This window comes from Crocosphaera watsonii WH 8501 (genome assembly GCF_000167195.1).
In the GTDB taxonomy this organism is placed as follows: domain Bacteria; phylum Cyanobacteriota; class Cyanobacteriia; order Cyanobacteriales; family Microcystaceae; genus Crocosphaera; species Crocosphaera watsonii.
Map to the genome: position 1 here is coordinate 1 of NZ_AADV02000030.1, position 22,278 is coordinate 22,278.

Consider the following 22,278-nt stretch of genomic DNA (forward strand, 5'->3'; position numbering starts at 1 on the left):
CTAACTACCGGTACCGTTATTAAATGCAATCGCAAAATTAAACAAATTAAACAAATTTTTGAGCTAAAAGATGATGAACTTTATGGTTACACAGTAGAAGCAGATGGGACTTTAACATTACAGAAGATCAAAGAGTACGAAATTTTAGCAGAAGAAGGGTTAAAAGAGGTTTACGATAACGAACCCGAAGGACTTTGGGAGCAATGTCTTGAAAGTTAAACAAAGAGAGATTATTTTAATTAACTTCCCATTTTCAGACTTAACAGGAACTAAAGTTAGACCAGCATTAGTTATCTCTAATGATAACTACAATCAAACTAATTTAGATGCTGTTGTCTTGGCAATAACCTCCAATCTATCTCTTAATCCTTACAAAATTATCATTGAAAGTCAAGATTTACAAAGGGGGAGTTTACCTGTTCAAAGTGCTATTAGAGTTGATAAGCCTTTTTCTATTCTACAAAGTAAAGTTTTAAAGATTCAGGCTAAAGTTACACCTGAAATACTACAAGAAGTTAAATTAATTATTCAAGAACTTTTAGGATAATTTTAAAATCATCCTAGTAGTAACTATAAAAATATGAGAAAATATTTACAAATTACGCAATTTTATTTCCAGGGACTGATCTCTTAATGTGGTTATTAATCTTTCTTGGTATAAATTCATTATATCTTGAATAGCTATTTCCTTAATTTCAATTGAATTAATGACTTTTATTTGTCTCGTTTTATTTTGGGTAATTATCCAAACTTGTTTATGATGATTATAAAATTCTTCTGTTGTCGTTTCCGATATTTCCATACGACCTTGTTTTAAACAGTTATAGTAATTATTAATTTGTTCACTTTTATGCGGCGCAATATCTCCTCTATATAACGTACAATCATATATAACTGCTAAATTACCTATTTTGAAAAAACCATCTGCTTTTCCTGCTTGTCGCTCATCTAAAAAATTATAAATGAGTTGTATTCCTAATAATTTTAGAAGATAATAAGTATTTCTTTCAAACTCTTTCCAATTATTAGTAACAGGTAATTTATAGAAAAAAGCAGGTATTAAATCAGAATCTAATGACTGGATATCATTATCACAAGTCTCTTTAACTGTTGGTTCTTGGGATTGATCATTATGCAAAGAAATATCAATCATTTTATGTAAAATACTCTCAAATTCTAGCATTTCATCTTCAAATAGACGAAATTTAATCCCAACAAATTCATCTCCTACTTTTTTCCGTTGAGCTATAACAATATATTTTGAGCCATTTTTTGCTTCTTTTAATTCAAAAAAATAATGATGAGAACCACTAGAGTATCTTTCTTTAAGAAAAGGTAACTGCTCACCGCAACAAAAAAGTCTTATTGAAAAGCACTACAAACAACATCAGTTGAGTCAACAAAAATATAAGCCCTGTGATTTAGCGTAAAATTCAAGCTAATTTATTACGGCTATTTTAATGACTAACATTCCCAGAATCAAGTCTTTTTAAAACCTCAAATAAAAACAACAATATGAGAAAAAAAAGAATAGTAAGATAGTTTTTTGTTAGCGGAGATTATCCGCTAACCCTTTGTATTTTTGTGCAGAGAGATAGGGCGATCAAGAAAAATCTATCCCCCATCGGCTCCGGAGCCTTTTACATCTCTAATCCTGGGGGACTCCGACCAGCTAATGAAAATAATTCGCATAATTGGACAATGGCATTTTGCCCCTGTAATCTCATGGTCTCTAAAAAACTGAACATTTGGGTGACTAACTCTGCACCCCAGTCGCTTCTTGCTCCCCCACTTACTTTGCGGTGAATGACAATGGGACGTAAAGCTCTCTCAGCATCATTATTATCTGGTTTGACTTCAGGATAAGTTAGAAAGGTGAACCACTCTTCCCAATGACGTTTGAGACGGTTAATCAATCTTTGTGCATCATAAGGCCATCCTTTTTTGGGAGTTGCTTTAAAAATCTTTTGCAGTGAGTTCTCGACTTCTGTTCTTTTGGAGCCTAAGTCTTCAAGGGTTAAATTTCGAGCATGATAATGACGATAATGGATACGGGCGGTTGCTAAAACTTGCTGTACATCGGCAGCAAATTCTCGATTCGCTTGAAAACGACTGGTTTTAAGGGACTCTAACTCTCGTTCTAAATGTGCCAGACATTTCTGTTTGGCTATCGCACTTTGTCTAAAGTAGGCACTATAGCAGTCACTGGTGAGGATGCCCTTAAAATCTGCTCCTAACAATTTCTCGACTTCTGCGGAGCTTCTAGTGGGAGCCAACATCAACACACAGACCTCATTTGATGTGGCTACCCAAACCCAATACTTGATGCCATCGATGCAATAACTGGTTTCGTCAACACATCGGATTCCTGGCTGCTGGATGTACTTTAACCACTGTTGGGTCAAGGGTTCTAAACTTTCTTGAAACCATTTGTGCATTTTGGCAAGGCTCCCTTGAGAAATGGGAATGCCAAAGACATACTCTATAAAATGTTCCTGTTTACGCCATGTAAGATTACCCCCATAGCCAAGCCAGCCCACGATGCTACTTAATCGCGCCCCATAACTGAATCCTTCTTTAACTCCCAATGGAACAGGACTGTAATCTGACCATCCACAACTAGGACATTTATAGAATCCGCGACGATATTCCCTGATTTCTATGGGTTGGTCTACTACTTCAGCCACTTGCTGGACTTTTTCGGGAACTACTTCATCTCGTTCCACTGAACCCCCACAAACAGGACAGTTTTCTAGTTCTAAAGGGACTATCTTATCGGGCTGACCAAAACCATTACGGGTCTTCCCTGGGTGGTCATATTTTAGTCCGCGTTTAAATCCTTTTTTGCGTTTCTTTTTGTCAGAAGGCTTTTTTAGTGGGTCTGATGATGGGGGGACTGAACTGTTTTTTGAGTTACGGTTTTTTAGCTTATCTCTCTCTTCTTTCAATTTTTCAATTTCTTGCTGTTGTGTAGAGATTTGTTGTTGTTGCTGGTCAATCAGTCTTTGTTGAAGAGATAACTGTTGTTGTGCCTTGACTAGCCACTCAATCATGAAGACATTCTTCGCCAACTGTTCATCGGCGATAGCTCTAACTAGCTTTGAATCAATGGTAGCATTTGTGGTCATAACCCCCACTATACATAAAAATCCCCGATTTTACCTTTATGTTGTCAAGACAGATTCTTTATTGCGGTGAGCAATTACAAGAAAAGTTTTTCTTTTTTCTAAGCTATACCAGGGTTCTTGTTCTTTCATGACCATTTATTCCAATAATTAATTTCTGTATAATTTGTGTTATTCCTTACACCACTAATGAATAGGCGATTATAAATCAACGTAGGCCGATGCACTGCCCACCTTACATTTTACTTAAGCTTTGACTACATTATATCAGTAAATGTTTAAGCCCGCCGCTTCGCTGTTCCCTTCGGGATCGCTATCTTTTCATAAAACTTAAATTTTCCAACAGTTACACATAAAGATGAGGGCTTAATAGTATTCAGCCCCTACCTTATTCTGGGTGATGGTGTGCAATTATTCTTACAAGTCTCCTCTGGATTTATATCTAGATTACTATTTAGTGATAGAAATATTTTCATAAATATCACTAATTTTGAGATCAATATCAATTGAGTTTAATTTAATCATATCATTGATATCTTGATATTCTTGTAATAACCATTGATTATTTTCTGTTTTAGTATAATGTTCAATAAAATAGTTTACTTGATCAACTAAAATATATTCTTTCAAATAAGAAATTGAGCGATAATATAAAAATTTATCCCCTCGATCATAACTGGAAGTTGAAGGTGACAAAACCTCATAAATAAGACAAGGATTAACAATTTCATCCTGCCTATTTTCATTGAAAATAGCATCTCCTGTAATTACCATGACATAAGGATAAAACCCTCTTTTATGCTCAGGTATCCAAACCCTAAGATCACTAGAAAATACTTCATAAGTTTGATTATTACACAAGTTCATTAACCAATAAATAAGATTGCGAATAATTCTATTATGATTAATTGTTCCACCAGTCAGAGCAATAATAACTCCATCGTGATATTCGTGTTTAAACTCAGATATATCTTCTAGCTTACGATAATTTTCTAAGGAAATAATTTGTTTTTTAACTTTAGCTTGTGTAATCATAAAGCAATTTTTCCCTGTTAATCTAATCTTGTTGGAGACTGGCATAATGCCAAGCTTCTTTAATAATACAATAATAAATGGTAAACCATTGTCCGCAAAAATATGAGCTACAACTATATATAAAGATTAGGGCTTAATGATATTAAGCCCCTACGTTGTCCTGGGTGATGGTTTAGGTTATTTTCCCAAAAGATCACTAATCTTGATCTTCAAAGCAGAAATGATCAAAATTCCTGTTTTAAAAATAATCATCAGATTAATAAACCATTGAGGATATTTGCCAAAAGCAAGATACAAACTTTGATATAAGTCCCCTAACCATTCTTCCATTCTCTCTTTTGGAAGCAGTAAAGCAACGGGAATAGCTAACCATTTTGTTGACCGAGAATAGTGATAAATTTTATCAAAAAGTATCTTGATTGATTCCTGGTTTTCTTCCTCAAGTTGGTTGCCAATTAAGGAGATTGTTTCGGAATTCATGGATAGCGGTAACGGTTGCTTTTCCCAAGGAGGTAAGGGTGTAATATCGTCGTCTGGCCCCCGCTCTTTTTTCCGGTTTATCGTCACCCCATCTAGACTGTACGAGTCCTTTTTTCTCCAAGTTATTAAGGGTAGGATATAAGGAACCAATCCTAATTTTTTTAGTTCCATTACTCGCTTCTTCAATCGCTTGAGTGATTTGTAACCCGTATAATTCCCTATTTTCAAGACATAACAAAACAAGTTCTTCATTTGAATTTGTTTTAATTTTCGGGATGCTTTCTTGATAGAATTCATTGGCATTATTTCCACCACTATCGGGGTGATAATTAAGGTTGAGTGTGTTCATTGTTACCTACTAGACTTCATTAGTGTTTTTGTATTTAACTAGAACTGAAAAGTGTCTATTCTTATCAAGAATTACTGTTTACTTCAGTTCTAAATACATAAGTTTAGAGAATTGCATGAATAAATAAGCAACAAAAATATAGGACTTTCAACTTATATCAAGCTGAAAATAACCCGAATTTCTGGACTATTATTTTATCTGGCAACTCTCTATATCTAAGATATCTTAAAAAACGGATAATTGCAACCCATCTCACTGTAGGGGTCAACGGCCGTTGACCCCTACCATAAACAATAATTATCTAAAACCAAGATTTATATAATCTATAACAAATAATTTACACTCGTTTATAAAGATCACTTTTCCCTGATTTTGCCCAAATATGACGTAATTTAAGACTTGTTTTTTTTTCAAAAAATGCTAAAGTGGAAATGTAGAGTTACCTATCGAAATATGTCTAAAAATCGATAAAACACATCAAAACCTCTACGTCATTATTTCAGTCAATAAGTGTGTATTAGATTAATGGAGTGCAAGCATCTTGCTTGCTATATTTATCGTTAGTAAATAAATAATCTATTTTAGCCGTCGCTTCACTAATAACCCAAGAATATCAGTTCTTCGGTTAATTTCATAACAAGTCACGTCAAAGACTTTTTCAGCGATATAAAGTTTGAGTTAAATCTAAAATAAAAAAGTCCGTAGTCAAGGCTTTAGCCTTGATTATGACTATTTTTCTCGTCCTAAAGGACTAACTACGAAGCATATCTAATAATAACACCTTTTCAACATAGGTCATTATCCATTGTCCATTACGAAACTTCTTCCGTTGAAATACTTGGTTCTTGAGGTGTTACAGTGGATGATACTTCAGATACATTAGGCTTTTCTTCCTCCTTCGTTTCTGATATTTCCTCGCTGTTTAAAGCGGTTTTAACTTGCTGAATTAATGTGCCTAACTTCCCTTCATCTAATAGGGAATTAATCAAGGTTAAACCACTGGTTGATAACATTAACTTGCTAATATCTGCTGTCCCATTGCCATTATTGCCGTTTAACCCTGGAAAAGCATAAATTTTGGCATCCCCTAACACCCCAGGTTGAGGGGCTAAAGATTGGAGAATATAGGGCAATTGAGGGGCTAATTGCGGCCAAAGGTCTTTTATGAGGTCAGCAGTCCTGTTTGCATTGCTCAGAGCATTTTCCGCCTCAATCAGAGCTTGTTTACTCTGGGCTTCAGCCAACATTTTATACTTATTAGCATCAGCGAGGGTACGAATGGACTCCGCTTCTAACTCCGCAGCTTGACGGGCTATTTCTGCTTGACGACGACGACGGAATACATCAATTTCTACCACATTCTGCTCAGAAATGCGAATTTTTTGGGCTTCTTGTTCCGCAGTAATAACGACTAAACGTTGTTCCCGTTGGGCTTTTTCTACCTCTTGGGCAGTCATAACAGCAGCTTCAGCTTGAGCTTTTTCTGCTTCGGAGTCAAACCTTTCCCTCTCTTTATTAGCAATAGCGATCGCAGCCTGTTGTTGAGCAATTTTTGATTGTTGCTCAGCAGTCGCTACTTCAGCTTGCGCTTCAAGTTGAGAAGCTTGAATCATTTTTTTACGGTTAATTTCTGCAACCTCGGTTTCTTGTTGTTGTAGAGTTTGAGTCACTTTTAATTGTTTATTTTGTTCCTCAAGTTCGATATTAACAGCAATTCGTTTTTGTTTAATAATTAACTCTTTGGAAATTTTCTCTTCTTCAACCTCCTGCTCTTGTAAAATTTTATTTTTCTCAATTTTAGCAGCCTCTTGATCCTTAGTTTCTTGAATCTCTCTTTGTTGCTGCGCTCGCAAAAATTCTACATCTTTTTGCTGAGTTAAGTTAGCATCTTCTTTTTGTTTAATAATTTCTAGAGTTTGTTTTTCAGCTTCTAACTCTCGTTGTTCAATAGCAACTTGAGTTTCTAGTTCAACCTCTCTTTTCTGTTGAATTGATTTCTGGATAGTTTCGGTTCTCAGTCTGACTCCTTGAGCATCAAAAAAGTTATTTTCATCATAAGTATCGCTTTCTTCGATCTCAGAAATAGCAATATTATTGAGGGTTAAACCCACTTTTTTGAGATCGTTTTGGATCATGTTTAAAACTGCATCAGCAAACCCTAATTTATCTGAGTCTATCTCGGCTATTTTTTTCTTCTTAGCTGCCGCACGAATAGCATCATCTGCTCGTTTTTCAATAGCATCTTTAATATCATTTTCTGAGATTGCTCCCTCCTTCGATAATCTAGCTGCTGCTGCTAAAATATCCTTTTCTTCTTGAGCAACACAGATATAAAATGTTACTCTCATATTTGCCCTTAAATAGTCTTGAGTCCTCACGGCTAAATTAGCAGCACGTACCACATCAATAGATATTTCTCTTAAAGGGACACGGGTGATTTCATGGAACCCAGGAATGACAATACAACCCCCATTTAAAATAACAGTTTTGCTCTTTTTAAAGACACCACCAGTTCTCACTAATGCTTCATTATTCGGGGCGATAACATAAAATCTAGTGTACAACCAAACACTTAATAATAATAGGAATAATAAACCACCAATACTGCCTAAAATTCCCACAAACGGGAAACTATTTAAGGTTGCTCCCAACTGTCCAACATAGGGTGAATTAACTGGTGATATTTCTTCAATAATAGGTTGCTCCACCAAGAGCTTTATTTGATTATCTTCTTGTTTTAAAAACTCCCTTTCATCCAAACTAATAAAATCAGTATCAAGGGTAATTTTAGGTAAGGATTGAAGCAATTGTAATTCAAAGTTAGGATTCATTTTTATACCTCTTTTTAGGAATCTTTGGGTAAGTTGGTTTGATTCATCCATTTATCCTCATCAGAACTATCTTTACCAATTCCAATGTAACTATGTTCTTGGCGATCAATAATTAAAATTTGTTGTCCGTGATGGGGAATAACATCAGCCCAGTGGGGTAAACTAATACTAATGGTAACTAAATTACCTGCGGTGTCATAAACATCTGCTTGTCCTATTTTACCCTCGATTAAATAAGGAATAGCTTTTGATGTTACCGTTCCCACACAGCCAATTAAACGTTCACTTTTGACATCTTCCCCAAAGGAAGAAAACATCTGTCCGATGGGATAGGATAATAATTTTCCTGTCCATACACCGATAAATAAAGAAACAAAAAATACTAAACCTCCTAAGCCAAAAAATCGCTCAGGAATGGTTCCAGTTAGACTTCCTATGATGGTATTCAAAGTCCAACCAGCTACCCCCCAAGCACTAAAATCAATCCCTAGTAAGATCATTAAAGGTGCTTTTCCTAAACCAAACCAAGTTAATAGTTGAAAAGGGTTTACATCATGTCCATCGCTACTAATATCAGCGTCAACATCTGCCTCGACATCCGCCTCTAAATTGAACCCATTACTATCAATATTGGTGTCGATATCGCCCCCTTCATCTCCTCCACCTGAAACAATAACTAGCAGAAAGAAAGCGACCCCAATACAAATTAAAACCCAGTAAAGTAAGTTGGCAGGATGTAATAACATGGAAAAAAAATTACCATTTATTTATATCCTAGCACAGAATTTTCTGCCATTAAATTTCTTAATCTTTTGTATCATTTTTCTGGGATGATATAGCGTTTCTCGGATTCGATATATACACCTAATATCACCTCTCCGAAACTCCGAACTCCGAACTCCGAACTCCGAACTCCTAAAACTAGAAAACTGTGGACTTCACAAGTATGGAAATTGCTATAGTTTTTTAATCAAAATCTCCATCACCACTCCCGTAAAAGTGTAAACGTCCAGTCCCTAGATATAATTCTCTAGGGTTATTTCCTGGTGGAAATGCTGTTACTCCAAACAAATAGATTCCTCCATGATCTGGATTTCTCTTCGCCTTTAATCCTACTGTAAATCTTGTTCCTGGAGATACAGGAGGCTCAAAAATAATTGTCATAGTTTCTGTTTGTTTATCCCAAGTGCTTTCTTCAATAGTTATTGGGTTTTCTCGATGATGAGGAGTTCCTTGAAACGCAATAGTATCTTGAGGATAATAGTCAATTTCTTCAAACCCTTGACGTTGATTAATCGTAATTTTTTTCAGAGGTTTTCCAATGCCATTAGGTAAGTCAATGGTATAGTAGTATCTAGGTCTGTGAACTCTTGCACCTCGATAGGTTGTCATGACATTAATAAGACGAGGAGAACGACTAAAATAGCTAATAGAAGCTTTATTTTGCGCTGCTAACATCACAGGGTATAAACTGCCCAAAATACTCGCTAAACCGATAGTAAAAAACAAAAATTGTTTACTCATTGTTTTCCTTCCTAATTAATTCAAAACCCTTTGATAAGAGACAATGGATAATTGTCATTCCGAGGTACTAGGAATCTCTTTAACCTTTTGAACATAGTTAGTAATAAGATATAATCTAATTATAACCAATCACTTTCCGAGGAATACTAAAAAAGTTATGAAGCCTTTAAAAATCTTGATTCTGAGTTTGACTATATTAGTTGCTTTCATTGTTATTGGTGGTCAAAGTTTAACCTATGATGCTTCTGTCATACCTGAAAAAGAGAAGAATAACAATGATAATTATCAATATCATGTCTTACATAGTCGTGATGGAATTGGTAAGTTTTATTTAGGTCGAGAAATCGCAAAAGTGATGGGACATCAAGAATTTTTATGGTTAGAAAGACCTAGCAGAGAACAAGAAGAAAAACCATCAAAGGTAATTGAATCTTTAAACTTAAAACAGACAGAAACTATTGCCGATCTTGTTGCAGGAAGTGGTTATTTTTCCTTTCGTCTTGCTCAGTTAGTTCACGATGGCAAGGTTTTTGCTGTGGATATTCAACCAGAAATGTTAGATATTATAGACTTTCTCAAAGAAGAAAACAAAGTAAACAATATAGAAACTATTTTAGAAACTATAAAAAATACCAACTTACCTAAAAATTCTGTTGATACTGTGTTAATGTTGGATGCTTATCATGAATTTGAATATCCTCAAGAAATAATGGAAAATATTGTAAGTTCTTTAAAATCAGGGGGTCAAGTTGTCTTAGCAGAATACCATCGTGAAAATCCTTTAATTCCTATTAAAACTTTACACAAAATGACTGAAAAACAAGTTAAAAAAGAAATGAAAAAAGTAGGATTAGTCTGGGATAAAACAGAAGAAATATTACCCCAACAACATTTAATATTCTTTCAAAAAAGCTAAATTTTATGAATTATTCCGTTAACATACACTGCATTAATTTCATCCCACCATGATGGAGCATAAGGTAATGAAAATCAATATTTATCTGTTTAAGTATTTTAAAGCCTTGGTTTTCATAAAATTTAATTGCTGTGACATTATCAGCCCAAACTGTTAAATTCAGGAGAGAACAATTATTTTATTTAGCTTTATTTTTAACACGGCTAAATAATTTTTTCCTATGCCTTGATTTCTATAATCATCCTTAACAGCTAAACTATTAACATACCAACCTTCTGTTATTCTGCTGGCAAATAAATTCCCTAACTAATCTAATTTTTCTGGAGACAAAAAATCTCTCATTTCCTGAACTGCACCATGTTTTTTTGCATCGGAACTTTTAATACTACCAATAATTTTACCGTTTAACTCTGCTACTTCTGTCTGAATATAAGATAGGTTTCCTGTTTCTTTTTTGACTTCCAAAGCTACTAAATTTTCTAAAGAAATATCTTTCACAAAATCGTAATTGCTCACCGCAATAAAGAATCTGTCTTGACAACATAAAGGTAAAATCGGGGATTTTTATGTATAGTGGGGGTTATGACCACAAATGCTACCATTGATTCAAAGCTAGTTAGAGCTATCGCCGATGAACAGTTGGCGAACAATGTCTTCATGATTGAGTGGCTAGTCAAGGCACAACAACAGTTATCTCTTCAACAAAGACTGATTGACCAGCAACAACAACAAATCTCTACACAACAGCAAGAAATTGAAAAATTGAAAGAAGAGAGAGATAAGCTAAAAAACCGTAACTCAAAAAACAGTTCAGTCCCCCCATCATCAGACCAACTAAAAAAGCCTTCTGACAAAAAGAAACGCAAAAAAGGATTTAAACGCGGACCAAAATATGACCACCCAGGGAAGACCCGTAATGGTTTTGGTCAGCCCGATAAGATAGTCCCTTTAGAACTAGAAAACTGTCCTGTTTGTGGGGGTTCAGTGGAACGAGATGAAGTAGTTCCCGAAAAAGTCCAGCAAGTGGCTGAAGTAGTAGACCAACCCATAGAAATCAGGGAATATCGTCGCGGATTCTATAAATGTCCTAGTTGTGGATGGTCAGATTACAGTCCTGTTCCATTGGGAGTTAAAGAAGGATTCAGTTATGGGGCGCGATTAAGTAGCATCGTGGGCTGGCTTGGCTATGGGGGTAATCTTACATGGCGTAAACAGGAACATTTTATAGAGTATGTCTTTGGCATTCCCATTTCTCAAGGGAGCCTTGCCAAAATGCACAAATGGTTTCAAGAAAGTTTAGAACCCTTGACCAAAAAGTGGTTAAAGTACATCCAGCAGCCAGGAATCCGATGTGTTGACGAAACCAGTTATTGCATCGATGGCATCAAGTATTGGGTTTGGGTAGCCACATCAAATGAGGTCTGTGTGTTGATATTGGCTCCCACTAGAAGCTCCGCAGAAGTCGAGAAATTGTTAGGAGCAGATTTTAAGGGCATCCTCACCAGTGACTGCTATAGTGCCTACTTTAGACAAAGTGCGATGGCCAAACAGAAATGTCTGGCACATTTAGAACGAGAGTTAGAGTCCCTTAAAACCAGTCGTTTTCAAGCGAATCGAGAATTTGCTGCCGATGTACAGCAAGTTTTAGCAACCGCCCGTATCCATTATCGTCATTATCATGCTCGAAATTTAACCCTTGAAGACTTAGGCTCCAAAAGAACAGAAGTCGAGAACTCACTGCAAAAGATTTTTAAAGCAACTCCCAAAAAAGGATGGCCTTATGATGCACAAAGATTGATTAACCGTCTCAAACGTCATTGGGAAGAGTGGTTCACCTTTCTAACTTATCCTGAAGTCAAACCAGATAATAATGATGCTGAGAGAGCTTTACGTCCCATTGTCATTCACCGCAAAGTAAGTGGGGGAGCAAGAAGCGACTGGGGTGCAGAGTTAGTCACCCAAATGTTCAGTTTTTTAGAGACCATGAGATTACAGGGGCAAAATGCCATTGTCCAATTATGCGAATTATTTTCATTAGCTGGTCGGAGTCCCCCAGGATTAGAGATGTAAAAGGCTCCGGAGCCGATGGGGGATAGATTTTTCTTGATCCCCCTATCTCTCTGCACAAAAATACAAAAGGTTAGCGGATAATCTCCGCTAACAAAAAACTATCTTACTATTCTTTTTTTTTTCATATTGTTGTTTTTATTTGAGGTTTTAAAAAGACTTGATTCTGGGAATGTTAGTCATTAAAATAGCCGTAATAAATTAGCTTAAATTTTACGCTAAATCACAGGGCTTATATTTTTGTTGACTCAACTGATGTTGTTTGTAGTGCTTTTCAATAAGACTTTTTTGTTGCGGTGAGCAGTTACGTGTTTGAGGTTCTTTATAGTGAGCCTAATGCACCCTACTGAATGTTTTGTTGAGACAAAGTATACTAAAAATTTGTTGACTTACTGTAGAACACTGTAGGGTGTATTAGCATAGGGCAATACACCAGAAAACATGATTTTGGTGCATTACGGCACAAAAAAAGTATAGTAGTTGCCACAAAACATCTAGTTTGCCTAATGCACCCTACTTAGTGTTCTGTTTAGGAAAAGATAAATTTTCGGCTCAATGTCTTTATACTATAGAACAATTGATAGTGATTGGTTGCCTTGTGAATAAATTCTGATAATTGATAACTGATAATTGACAATTGAAATGACAAACTCTACTAAAACTATCTGTCCTTATTGTGGTGTGGGTTGTGGTTTAGAAGTCTTACCACCGGCCCAACCAGGAAAAGCAGTCAACCGAGACAGCGAAGGGAACCCTATCTGGCAAGTTAGGGGCGATCGCAGTCATCCTTCCAGTAAAGGAAAAATCTGTATTAAAGGGGGAACCGTTAGCGAGTCTCTGGTGAAAGATCGCCTTAAATATCCCATGATGCGAGACAGTCTAACCGATGAGTTTCGTCGGGTGAGTTGGGATGAAGCAATGGAAGCGATCGTCAACCGTATGCAAAAAGTACGCTTAACCCAAGGGCCAGACGCATTATGTATGTACGGTTCCGGACAGTTTCAAACAGAAGATTATTACATCGCCCAAAAACTCTTTAAAGGGTTCCTCGGAAGCAATAATTTTGATGCAAACTCCCGTCTCTGTATGTCCTCTGCTGTAGCAGGTTATATCCAAAGTTTCGGCAGTGACGGGCCTCCTTGTTGTTACGAAGACTTAGAGTTAACCGACTGTGCATTTTTAATAGGAACTAACACCGCAGAATGTCACCCCATCGTTTTTAACCGTCTGCGCCTTTATCATAAAAAGAACCGTAAAGTAAAAATGGTGGTAGTTGACCCCAGACGTACCCAAACCGCAGAAGCAGCAGACTTACACCTAGCCATTAAACCAGGAACCGATATCGATCTCTTCAACGGTATCGCCTATTTATTGATGCGCTGGGGTCGTATTGATAGCCTTTTTATCGATGAATGTACCCAAAACTTTCCGGCCTACGCTGAGGTTATCCGTCATTATTCCCCCGAGTTAGTGGCCCGTAAATGTGGTATTCGTATCCAAGACTTAGAAAAAGCTGCTAAATATTGGGGTGAGTCGCAACGGGTGTTATCCTTATGGTCAATGGGGCTGAATCAATCTTCTGAAGGAACGGCCAAAGTTCGTACCCTGATCAACTTACATTTGATGACAGGAGATATTGGTAAACCAGGGGCCGGGCCTTTTTCCCTGACTGGACAACCTAACGCCATGGGAGGTCGAGAAGCTGGGGGACTCTGTAATATTTTACCTGGGTATCGACTGGTTAATAACCCCCAACATCGGGCAGAAGTAGAACAGTTTTGGGGTGTTCGGCCCGGTACTATTCAACCCCAACGAGGTCGTACAGCTTGGGAAATGATCCAAGGGTTAGAAACAGGAGAAGTAGGCTTTTTGTGGATAGCAGCTACCAACCCGGCTGTAAGTATGCCCGATCTGAAACGAACTCAAGCAGCCTTGAAGCGATCGCCTTTCACTGTTTATCAAGACGCTTATTACCCCACCGAAACCGCAACTTATGCCCATATCTTACTGCCGGCGGCCCAGTGGAGTGAAAAAACAGGGGTGATGACCAACTCAGAACGAGTAGTTAACCTTTGTCCCCAGTTTCGTGATCCTCCTGGAGAAGCAAGGGCAGACTGGGAAATATTCGCCGAAGTAGGACGACGTTTAGGGTTCGAGAAGCAGTTTAGTTTCCCAAACTCCGCCCAAGTCTATGCAGAGTTTGTCAAAATAACCGAAGGCCGTCCTTGTGATAGTTCCGGGTTGAGTTATGAAAAATTACGCAGATACGGACCTTTGCAGTGGCCTTATGCTGATACTTGGCCCTGTCTCGAAGGAGAGGAGTTAGACCGACAAAACCGCACTAATAAGCGACTGTACACGGATTTTTGCTTCAACACTCCAGATGGACGGGCAAGGTTTGGAGCTTATCATTCTAGGGGACTGGCAGAACCTTCTGATCAAGCCTATCCTTTCGTTTTAACCACTGGCAGACTATACGGCCATTGGCACACCCAAACCCGTACCGGACGCATTCCTAAAATCAACAAGAAACACCCTGAACCTTTTATAGAAATTCATCCTCGAGATGCTGCTAAATTGAACATTAAAGAGAATAGTTTGCTAGAAGTGCGATCGCGTCGGGGAAAAGCCTATTTTCCGGCAAAAATTACTAAAGAGATCGCTCCTGGTACTCTCTTCGTTCCCATGCACTGGGGCGCACTGTGGGCAGAGAATGCCGAGGCTAACGCTTTGACCCATCCTACGGCTTGTCCCAGTTCTTTGCAACCTGAGTTAAAAACTTGTGCAGTGCAAATAAGTATTGCCCGTGTTAACGAAGTCAGAAATCAGAGGTCAGAAGTTGTTTTTGAGACGAGGATTTAACCAAAATATCGAAAGAAGTCCCCGTCTAAAAATACTATCAAAATCCTCATATTTTAGTTATCAGCAAAACTTATGATTCGTAGGATGGGTTAGGCGCAGGGATGATTTTTCGGAAAACCTTATAAGTTTTGATTTGCGCCGTAACCCATCACAACCTGAGTTCGATATAAGGAAATTTATAGACAACTGGTCTTTCATCAATAGTCTTAAACCCTGATTATCTCATGGAAAAAACTCCGAACTCCGAACTCAGGTATCACACCTACTTTTTTCCTGATAACCTGTAACAAAATATACTAAAGATTAGTAGGTTTTGACATCGGAAATGGCTCGGTGATGACCCAGGTTTTTCTTCTCAACCAAGTTACTTGCAAAGAAGTCGATCAATATAGTTCCGTCCTTTTCTAGAAAGGATGAGGAAAATTACCTCTGGGGCTTTCACGGGGGTTGAGGGTGAGGTCGTACCTCTGGAATAATTAATCCTCTGGTTAATTATTCGACTATAACTATATCATACTAATTTTAACTTTTATAGTCAGATATGGATAGTTTTTAAAAGATATTAATAGATTATTTGCTCCTAGAAAGAGCAGTTTTTTTGTGTATTTTTATACATTCTCCACCACAATCTATTGAATCAGACCAAAGTGATCAGCACTCAAACTATCCGCATTGACTCCAATTAGTTGAGCTAACTTATTTTCCTCAAAAGCAATTAAGGCATTGCCGTCCTCATTGCTTAAAGTTAATTCATTGAAACTACCAACACCCAAACCAGCAATATTTAACAGATCATCTTCAAGATCAAAGTCAGTAACAGTGTGAGGGGACTCAGGAATCTCTGCATTGGCAATCCAGAATTGATCTGCACCAGCACCACCAGTAACAATATTATCACCTCCTAAGAGGATGAATCGATCATCTCCTGTGCCACCGAAAGCGCGATCATTCCCACCAAGGGTTAGGGTATCATTTCCTGATTGTCCATAAACACGGTTGCCACCAGTTCCTGCTACCGTATCAATCAAGTCATTTCCTGAACCACCGAAAACAATGTCGTCAGTGCCGTCAAAACCAGGATCTATCCCTGCATCTAAGGTTTCATTGCCGAGACTGCCAAAGACAGGAGGTTCATTATTTATAGAGACATCATTAGTTGGATTAACCGTAATACCTTGAGGATAAGGAATTTGTAAACCAAAATCTCCAGATAGCTGGTTGAAATCTCGTGGTAAAATATCAGAATCAAAATGACGCTCGTAAATCTCCCCATAGTTACCCACAGCTTTTATCACATTTACCATGTAATCATTTTCTAAGCCAAGTAACTCGCCAGCATTACCTTCTATGCCTAGAAAAATACGGGTGGAAATGTCAGAATCATTATCGGGGTTACTATCGGTATTATCCGCTAAAATTTGGTCAATATTGTCTTGGGTGATGCCATATTCTTCAGCCTGTAAAAGCCCATATTGAACCCAAGATACCGCATCTTTCCAATCCGATTGATTTTCGTCAACCACCATTGACAATGGTTCTTTACTAATGACATCATCTAATAAAAGGTGTTCATCTGGGTTAGAAAAAGTATCAATTAAGCCACCAAGTAAAGGTAAGTCGTTAATAATCGCATCAATGTCACCTTGAGCATAACCTGCTAACATCTCGTCAAGGTTGTCATAATAAACAGGGATGAAAGTCCCGCCATATTCTTTCATCGCATCTTGTAAATTTTGTTCGGCAGTCGTCCCTGAAAATAATCCTACTTCATGTCCGTTAAGGGTTGCTAAGTTGAGAATACCACTATCTTTTCTCACTAAGAACCCTTGACCTGTGTAAAGATAAGGGGAGATAAAGTCCACTCCGGCTTTGCCATCTCTCACTAAATTTTGAGTGACTTGGGCAGCAGTAACATCTACAACTCCATTGGCTACGTTAGTTAACCATGTTACTCGATCTTCTCTTTCTACAAACTCTATTTTATTGGAATCGTTGAATACCGCAACGGCGATCGCTTTTCCTAAATCCACATCAAATCCTATATAACTCCCATTCTCGTCGGGGAAGGAGAAACCAGGTTTTTGCCCATTAATGCCTAATTTTAATATCCCTCTGTCTTTAATTTCTTGTAATAAATCACGATCGTCATTATCAATAATGGTGGCATTATCTTCGTCAAAACTACCAGAGAAGGGTGGAGAATATAATAAGCCACCATCGGAATACAGTAGATTTCTGTCTCTTTCTAAGTCGGGGAAGTGGCGATCATAAATTTCATCGTAGTTCCCCACTAATTTGACGATATTGTAAGCAAAATCATTAGGTAAACCTAATGCCTCTCCTAATTGACTTTCTATTCCTAAGAAACGGCGAATCGCAGGATCTGAATCATTATTGGGGTTCTCATCCTTATTAACCGCTAAAATTTGCTCAATATTATCAGAATTTAAGCCTAATTCTTCGGCTTCGATGGTAGCATTAATGACCCATTTAACGACGTTATTCCATTGGGAATCGTCTTCAGGTAATACCATTGCAATTGGCTCGCTCGAAAATTCTACATCGAGAATATGATGAGCATCAGGCTCAGATAAGGTATCTAAACGTCCATAAATTAAACTTCTGTCTGTGGAAAGGGCATCTATATTACCTGCATCGTAGTCAGCAAACATTGCGCTGGTAGATTCATAGAATCGAGGTTCAAATTCTACACCGTTAGAAGATAGTAATATCTCAAGATTCGTTAAGGCGGTTGAGCCTTCAATCACACCAATCGTATGACCATCTAATTCTAGTGCATTATCGATACCGCTCTGTTGACGAACTAATACCCCTTGATAATCGTAGAACCCAGATTCCGCACTTCAAAATGTAGTATAAAAAAATACATAGTTTTAAAAAGTCCGAAAATCATACCTGGGCAAGAATATTTCTCTTTTCATTAAATTTTTAGGAAAAATAATCAAATTAAGAAGATTTATACTCATTGAAAACTTAGTAAGACTCAGCACAAACGAAGGAGAGTTTCCTCTTCTCATTTGATATCATTAGACTCTTATTCTTTTATTATTTTTGCTTTATCCAATTCAATTTATAGATAATATCTTTCACAAGATGCAGGTAATAAACTCAATATAAAACGCCTTTCTTCTGTTAAATTGGCAATTTGTTTAACTCCGTTTAAAATCACATAATGAATACCTTAAAAACATTGAAATATCCACTTCAAAGTCGGACGCAATGTTACTTTCCCTACTTGATTATTTATTCCTTTTTTGACTCTTTTTAAACAATTTATTAATTCTCTTTGCCCCAAGTTATAAATCAACAAACACAAAGACATTAAAAATAACATTGTTTCTATTCTTTCTGGTTTTTCAACGAAGAAACTATCAGTAAAAAATAAGGGATCTTTCAAAAATCGAAATCCTCTTTCCGTAGATTGCTGGTTTTTATAAGTTATCAGAATTTCACTAGCTTCTAATTTATTTTCCTCTACTAAGTTAGTTGCTAAAATAAATTTTCCTGCTTCTTTAGTCTTTCTACTTATCTCTTCATCTTTTTTGATGATCAGACTAATCATTTTATAAATCTTTTCCTTTTTTTTCGAGTAAGTTTCAATCAGTTCAACTTCTTTTATTTCCAACAATCTCAATTTTTTATTAATAGCTTTTAATTTATATCGAGCAGCTTGAGGATGTTCAAATTCTTCAGATTGTATTTCTTTAAGAAATTTTTGGGATTTCTTCTCTTCTTGGGAAAGTTGTTTTTCTAGTTTTTCCAAATCACTTTTCTGTCTTTTTTCACTCAAGACTATTAACCAAGTTTGCTTGATTCCACCATAAGTAACAATTTCTTCTTTCCAGGTATAACTTTCTAAATTTAGGTCACTTCTTTTTTCTTTATCTTCATCTTTTACTTCTTCCACCTCTATATTTTGCACTAATTCTTTTGCTTTTTTTATGGTCATTGGAACTCTCGTTATCCATTTTAAATGTTGGATTAGTTGGAGATTTTCTTGACCATATAAAGCACTATCACAAACCATGATACTATCAAACTTTATTTGCTTTTTGAATTCTACTAAAACTTTTCCAAATACAGCTTTATCAGATTCATTTCCATCTCCTACTCTCACAAATAATGGAATATCTCCATCTTGGCTTGTTATTAAATCCAAGACACATTGTTTTAAGTCTGGTCTATGATCCCGAGAATATCCTTTCTTAATAAAAATTGGTCTTTCTTTAATAATTTTTTCTTCTTCCTGTTTCTCTTTATCTTCTTCCCTTTTATATTCTCCATCTAAATGAAATGATGTGGAATCTAAATGGGAGCATTTAAGGTCTATTTTAAATTTTTTAATTACTTCTAAAACTACTTCAATAAAAATATCATTTAGTCCATATTTATATAATTCATCCATTACTCTCCCAATTTTATCATCATTAAGGTAATCAGGTTTAATTCTTTCTCCTAACAATTTCTCAATGGCTTTATCTTGAAAAAACTGACTGAATAAATATAGAGGTCTTGAAACAAATCCTAGTCCATTGATTAAAATAGACTTAACTACTGTACCTGCTGAGATTTTTTCTCTAACATCTATTCCTAATTTATTATTAATTATTTTGACTATTCCTATTTCATCAATTAAACCAGCTACTATCCCTAAATGGTCTAAATTTTTAACTTGTATTTCTTCTAAATAAGATATTTTTCGCTCTTTTTTTACAGAGGAAACAACTTAAGCAATTATCCCACTTTTTTGTCTTCAAGAGCTTAAGCAATTATACTTAATTATTAACCCCAAGCTTGTAGTATTTAATGCTACTTTTTGAAGTGCGGAATCTGGGTTATTAATTTAGCCGATCCATTAAGACCTCCTAGAGAAGTTGTTACGTTTGAAGTTACCAACGATATTAATGCTTTTGAAGAATATTTACGCAATGGAATTTTTGAAGCAGCAGGTTTTGAAGCATACTGTATTCAAGAATTAAGGGGTTTAGTGGATCTTTTTCGAGAGAAAAAAGGAACATGGACAGGTATTGCTATGAACGAATGGCTACAAGAAAACCCTCAACTTTTAGCACAGTTACCAAGTGATTTGAAATCACAAGAATTTAATTTAGAAGTCAGTGAAAGACTTAGACAATTATCAATTGCTTTAAAAAGAAATAGGTAGAAGATTTAGAAATTGTTGATTCTGATGAAAACGTTTCTTTATTAACTTCTCAAGGTTATCCTAATAAAACAAAAAACAGTAAGAATTATTTCCGCTTTAATATCACAGTCACAAGATGTTGAAGATTAAAGTTAGTAATTGTTCAATTTCTTGTTAAGATTTTAAAGTAGTAGCCAAAAAGATGAATAAAGAGGATTTAATTAAGTTTTTAAAGCAAAACTTAACTGTCATTAAAAGTTATGGCGTAACGTCATTAGCTTTATTTGGATCTTTTGCGAGAGATGAAGCAAAAAGTAGTAGTGATGTTGATTTATTGGTAGAGTTTGAGGGAGTAGTTACCTTTGATAAATATATGGATTTAAAGTTCTTTTTAGAAGATAGCTTAGGATTATCTGTTGATTTAGTAAATCTAAAAATGTTAAAACCTCAACTCTTTAAGTCAGTAGAAGATGAGGCCATTTATGTTTTATAGTTTAACCAGCAAAAACTTAAGCATGAACCACTTTATTTTTAGGATTAACTAACTTTAAAAGTTTGTGCTTGATTTGTTTATCTATTAATTCCCATTTCAATTTAGTGTAGTTGCTGTCATCGTTCCCACCACCAAAAAATCCCATGGGAATCTCAAAACCACCGGCCATTTCTCGGCCCCCTCCATAGTAACGGCCTTGCGGATTTTTTCCTAATGCTTCTTTAATAAATTCATCGGGATCAAGGGTTAATTTATTGGTGCGTAAAGAACCTATCACCACCTCAAGTTCGTGAGTTTCATCATGAATAATGCCATAAACAACCGCCGTGTGTATATTGTCTTCTGTTACCAAAAAGTCTGCTGCTTGGGGAATAGCATCCCGATCTTCGTAACGTAAATAACCCACACCAGCAATGGAAAAACTATTTTTAATCAGGCGATTTTTCAGCGATCGCTCGATAACATCCATGACATGACGGGATCTCGCCGACTGTAAAACAGCGTTGAGTAACTGGGGATCGTAAATACGGGATAAATAAGCCGCGGCCAGCAAATCTTGTTCCTGGGCCTGTCGTAACCCATTGGTATCGGAACGAAGGCCGTGCATCAAGGCCGTGGCACATTTTACATGAGTAACATTACTGCTGTTAAAATCCAGTAAACCTGCTTGTATATACTGAGTCAGAATAGTCGCTGTTGCCCGAATTTTCGGTCTGAGATCGACAAATTCTGCCTGGATACCCCCCTGTTCAGTATGATGATCAACTACAATCAAAACAGGTATTCTGGACTGCTTAACATAGGGCATCAGTTGACTGGTGTTACCCTGAGAATCCACTAACACACACCCTTGATAAATGGAGAGATCCCGATCTTTGAGGGTGTTGGTACTCCACTTCGTTGCTGGTAAACCAGTCAGTTTAACCAGGGCAATGTTTTCCTGATGGGATAGAGTCCCTGCATAGACAATATCACATTCTATCTCGTAGGGTTGAGCAATTAATTGATAAGCCCAAGCACTAGAAAGAGCATCAGGATCAGGAAAATCTTGAATGACAACAATATGACGCTCACCACGATGATTTTCTAGGGTTTGCTCTAGTTTCTGCGCTAACTTTCCTGTGGACAGATATTGACTCCCTGTTTCTCTTTCTAATGCCGTATCTGCCCCTATGTTACCGTCTATTTGGCTCAAAGTCGATGGTAAGCAATTTTGTCCATTATGATTATTGTTAGGGGGAAGTAAGTAAGATTTCATCTGTTAAGGTGGGTTTAAGGTATAATCTCAAAGGATTCATAAAGATAACTAAAGGGTTAGGTTTACTACTTTTTTGATTATTCTTAGAAATTTGCTATTCTGGTACAGTACAAAGGTGATTAGCAAGAGCCAAACGTATATCTGACTAATTCATTCTTCTTTTTACCTGCCATT

Annotated in this window: 18 protein-coding genes and 1 pseudogene; 7 read left to right on the forward strand and 12 right to left on the reverse strand. The window is 36.6% G+C overall.

The features are described 5' to 3' along the window. A partial coding sequence (locus CWATDRAFT_RS15905; protein ID WP_042711643.1) for a hypothetical protein occupies positions 1-219 on the forward strand: 219 nt, incomplete at its 5' end. After that, positions 209-547: a type II toxin-antitoxin system PemK/MazF family toxin gene (locus CWATDRAFT_RS15910; RefSeq protein ID WP_007305984.1), complete on the forward strand. Its 339-nt coding sequence runs from the start codon at positions 209-211 to the stop codon at positions 545-547. The genes CWATDRAFT_RS15905 and CWATDRAFT_RS15910, both read left to right, overlap by 11 nt. A gap of 45 nt (positions 548-592) precedes the next feature. Here CWATDRAFT_RS15910 and CWATDRAFT_RS15915 read toward each other — a convergent pair whose 3' ends face one another. From CWATDRAFT_RS15915 to CWATDRAFT_RS15950, 8 genes are all read right to left on the reverse strand, one after another. After that, the gene (locus tag CWATDRAFT_RS15915; protein ID WP_007306009.1) at positions 593-1,183 is read right to left on the reverse strand and encodes a hypothetical protein; all 591 of its coding nucleotides are present in this window, start codon (positions 1,181-1,183) and stop codon (positions 593-595) included. Positions 1,184-1,640: 457 nt separating this feature from the next. Continuing rightward, positions 1,641-3,137 (reverse strand): IS66-like element ISCwa4 family transposase, encoded by a 1,497-nt coding sequence (locus tag CWATDRAFT_RS15920; protein ID WP_007306008.1) that lies wholly within the window; start codon positions 3,135-3,137, stop codon positions 1,641-1,643. 438 nt (positions 3,138-3,575) lie between these two features. Beyond that, a complete protein-coding gene (locus CWATDRAFT_RS15925) occupies positions 3,576-4,160 on the reverse strand; it encodes a Uma2 family endonuclease (RefSeq protein ID WP_007306007.1) in 585 nt (194 codons plus the stop codon). 177 nt (positions 4,161-4,337) lie between these two features. Then, positions 4,338-4,640 carry a hypothetical protein gene (locus CWATDRAFT_RS15930; protein ID WP_042711646.1) on the reverse strand — a complete coding sequence of 101 codons (303 nt, stop codon included), beginning with the start codon at positions 4,638-4,640 and terminating at the stop codon, positions 4,338-4,340. Next, complete coding sequence (locus CWATDRAFT_RS15935) at positions 4,600-4,989, reverse strand: PadR family transcriptional regulator (RefSeq protein WP_232287123.1); 390 nt, start codon at positions 4,987-4,989, stop codon at positions 4,600-4,602. The genes CWATDRAFT_RS15930 and CWATDRAFT_RS15935 overlap by 41 nt, the downstream gene beginning before the upstream one ends. A gap of 812 nt (positions 4,990-5,801) precedes the next feature. Continuing rightward, positions 5,802-7,820, reverse strand: a complete 2,019-nt coding sequence (locus CWATDRAFT_RS15940; RefSeq protein WP_042711651.1) for a flotillin family protein — start codon at positions 7,818-7,820, stop codon at positions 5,802-5,804. Between the two features lie 14 nt (positions 7,821-7,834). Next, positions 7,835-8,566, reverse strand: coding sequence for an OB-fold-containig protein (locus CWATDRAFT_RS15945; RefSeq protein ID WP_007306004.1), 732 nt, complete (start codon positions 8,564-8,566; stop codon positions 7,835-7,837). 220 nt (positions 8,567-8,786) lie between these two features. Further along, positions 8,787-9,344 (reverse strand): DUF2808 domain-containing protein, encoded by a 558-nt coding sequence (locus tag CWATDRAFT_RS15950; protein WP_007306003.1) that lies wholly within the window; start codon positions 9,342-9,344, stop codon positions 8,787-8,789. A 157-nt stretch (positions 9,345-9,501) separates the two neighbouring features. Here CWATDRAFT_RS15950 and CWATDRAFT_RS15955 point away from each other — a divergent pair, with 157 nt between their 5' ends. Further along, positions 9,502-10,260, forward strand: a complete 759-nt coding sequence (locus tag CWATDRAFT_RS15955; RefSeq protein WP_007305985.1) for a class I SAM-dependent methyltransferase — start codon at positions 9,502-9,504, stop codon at positions 10,258-10,260. 306 nt (positions 10,261-10,566) lie between these two features. On the opposite strand, the gene CWATDRAFT_RS15960 is transcribed toward CWATDRAFT_RS15955, so the two are convergent. Continuing rightward, positions 10,567-10,758 (reverse strand): hypothetical protein, encoded by a 192-nt coding sequence (locus CWATDRAFT_RS15960; RefSeq protein ID WP_157134094.1) that lies wholly within the window; start codon positions 10,756-10,758, stop codon positions 10,567-10,569. 75 nt (positions 10,759-10,833) lie between these two features. Between CWATDRAFT_RS15960 and CWATDRAFT_RS15965 the strand changes: the two genes are divergently transcribed. Both CWATDRAFT_RS15965 and CWATDRAFT_RS15970 read left to right on the forward strand, forming a co-directional pair. Further along, positions 10,834-12,330 carry an IS66-like element ISCwa4 family transposase gene (locus CWATDRAFT_RS15965; RefSeq protein WP_007305986.1) on the forward strand — a complete coding sequence of 499 codons (1,497 nt, stop codon included), beginning with the start codon at positions 10,834-10,836 and terminating at the stop codon, positions 12,328-12,330. 639 nt (positions 12,331-12,969) lie between these two features. Further along, a complete protein-coding gene (locus tag CWATDRAFT_RS15970; protein WP_007305987.1) occupies positions 12,970-15,189 on the forward strand; it encodes a molybdopterin oxidoreductase family protein in 2,220 nt (739 codons plus the stop codon). 629 nt (positions 15,190-15,818) lie between these two features. Here the strand turns inward: CWATDRAFT_RS15970 and CWATDRAFT_RS31805 are convergent. Continuing rightward, on the reverse strand, positions 15,819-17,957 hold the full coding sequence (locus CWATDRAFT_RS31805) for a transporter substrate-binding domain-containing protein (protein ID WP_007306002.1): 2,139 nt from the start codon (positions 17,955-17,957) through the stop codon (positions 15,819-15,821). Between the two features lie 323 nt (positions 17,958-18,280). Next, positions 18,281-19,906 (reverse strand): annotated as a pseudogene (locus CWATDRAFT_RS15980) (IS1634-like element ISCwa1 family transposase). A gap of 120 nt (positions 19,907-20,026) precedes the next feature. On the opposite strand from CWATDRAFT_RS15980, the gene CWATDRAFT_RS15985 reads away from it, so the two are divergent. Next, positions 20,027-20,374 carry a hypothetical protein gene (locus CWATDRAFT_RS15985; protein WP_007305988.1) on the forward strand — a complete coding sequence of 116 codons (348 nt, stop codon included), beginning with the start codon at positions 20,027-20,029 and terminating at the stop codon, positions 20,372-20,374. A 181-nt stretch (positions 20,375-20,555) separates the two neighbouring features. After that, on the forward strand, positions 20,556-20,846 hold the full coding sequence (locus CWATDRAFT_RS15990; RefSeq protein WP_007305989.1) for a nucleotidyltransferase family protein: 291 nt from the start codon (positions 20,556-20,558) through the stop codon (positions 20,844-20,846). Between the two features lie 16 nt (positions 20,847-20,862). Here the strand turns inward: CWATDRAFT_RS15990 and CWATDRAFT_RS15995 are convergent, their stop codons facing one another. Beyond that, positions 20,863-22,104, reverse strand: a complete 1,242-nt coding sequence (locus CWATDRAFT_RS15995) for a DHH family phosphoesterase (RefSeq protein WP_007306000.1) — start codon at positions 22,102-22,104, stop codon at positions 20,863-20,865. Positions 22,105-22,278: the final 174 nt, after the last annotated feature.

What these genes read in the sequence shown, in the direction of transcription:
- CWATDRAFT_RS15945 (WP_007306004.1), bottom strand. Translation starts at nt 8,566, where the DNA reads ATGTTATTACATCCTGCCAACTTACTTTACTGGGTTTTAATTTGTATT.
- CWATDRAFT_RS15950 (WP_007306003.1), bottom strand. Translation starts at nt 9,344, where the DNA reads ATGAGTAAACAATTTTTGTTTTTTACTATCGGTTTAGCGAGTATTTTG.
- CWATDRAFT_RS15915 (WP_007306009.1), bottom strand. Translation starts at nt 1,183, where the DNA reads ATGCTAGAATTTGAGAGTATTTTACATAAAATGATTGATATTTCTTTG.
- CWATDRAFT_RS15970 (WP_007305987.1), top strand. Translation starts at nt 12,970, where the DNA reads ATGACAAACTCTACTAAAACTATCTGTCCTTATTGTGGTGTGGGTTGT.
- CWATDRAFT_RS15995 (WP_007306000.1), bottom strand. Translation starts at nt 22,104, where the DNA reads ATGAAATCTTACTTACTTCCCCCTAACAATAATCATAATGGACAAAAT.
- CWATDRAFT_RS15925 (WP_007306007.1), bottom strand. Translation starts at nt 4,160, where the DNA reads ATGATTACACAAGCTAAAGTTAAAAAACAAATTATTTCCTTAGAAAAT.
- CWATDRAFT_RS15955 (WP_007305985.1), top strand. Translation starts at nt 9,502, where the DNA reads ATGAAGCCTTTAAAAATCTTGATTCTGAGTTTGACTATATTAGTTGCT.
- CWATDRAFT_RS15930 (WP_042711646.1), bottom strand. Translation starts at nt 4,640, where the DNA reads ATGAATTCCGAAACAATCTCCTTAATTGGCAACCAACTTGAGGAAGAA.
- CWATDRAFT_RS15935 (WP_232287123.1), bottom strand. Translation starts at nt 4,989, where the DNA reads ATGAACACACTCAACCTTAATTATCACCCCGATAGTGGTGGAAATAAT.
- CWATDRAFT_RS15990 (WP_007305989.1), top strand. Translation starts at nt 20,556, where the DNA reads ATGAATAAAGAGGATTTAATTAAGTTTTTAAAGCAAAACTTAACTGTC.
- CWATDRAFT_RS15940 (WP_042711651.1), bottom strand. Translation starts at nt 7,820, where the DNA reads ATGAATCCTAACTTTGAATTACAATTGCTTCAATCCTTACCTAAAATT.